Annotated in this window: 1 protein-coding gene; it reads left to right on the top strand. The window is 49.4% G+C overall.

Annotated elements, in window-relative coordinates:
* The coding region (locus tag ACTHS3_RS15170) for a histidine kinase (protein WP_440368388.1) at positions 1-941 on the top strand (941 nt) is incomplete at both ends.

The following is a 941-nucleotide window of genomic DNA, read 5'->3' as shown; positions in this document are numbered from 1 at the left end:
CAAGACTTGGCCCGGCAAAACCGTGACTTGACCCTGCTCTACCAGACTACGCGCAACCTGCACCAAACCTTTACGCCTCAACAGGCCGCAGAAGAATTTTTGGCTCAGATTCTGCCTGCGTTTTCCGCTTTGGGCGGTACGGTATATCTTTCCGATGAAGAACGCAAACGCTCTGACTTGGCGGCAAGTGTCGGTGAAACCGAAGAGGGAAATCGTGTAGAATTCCCAATCGTTTACCAAGACGAACAGCTCGGTGTATTGGCCCTGTATTTTTCAGACGGCCATATGCCCAATGAGCAAGATGAAAAATTGTTGCAGACTTTAAGCGGGCAGCTGGGGATTTCCATCGCCAACAACCGCATGGAACAAGAGCGCCGCCTGCTTGCAGTCTTGCAGGAGCGTAACTTGATTGCACAAGGTTTGCATGACAGCATCGCGCAAGCTTTAACCTTTTTGAATTTGCAGGTGCAAATGTTGGAAAGCGCGTTTGCTTCAAACCAACGCGAGCAGGCTGAAGAAAACATCAGCTTCATTAAAGACGGCGTACAGGAATGCTATGAAGACGTCCGCGAGCTTCTGATGAATTTCCGCACCAAAATCAGTAATAAAGATTTCCCTGAAGCGGTAGAATCGCTGCTGGCGCGTTTTGAACGACAAACCGGTATTCCAGTTGATTTAAAATGGCAGGACGACGGGCAGGCTTTGAATTATGATGAGCATTTGCAAATCATCTTCATCTTGCAGGAAAGCCTGTCCAATATCCGGAAGCACGCGCGTGCGCAACATGTCAGCGTCGAAATTGCTAACCACGGCGATTTTGTCATGATGATTCGGGACGACGGCGCAGGCTTTAATAAAGAACACCTATCAAACCGGCCTTCAGGCGAACATGTCGGCTTGGGCATTATGCAGGAACGGGCCCAACGGATTAACGCAGAATT

The sequence above is a fragment of the Neisseria sp. P0009.S007 genome (assembly GCF_051962515.1).
Note: the sequence above shows the minus strand (reverse complement) of the source record. Positions and strands in the feature narration are given on the sequence as shown.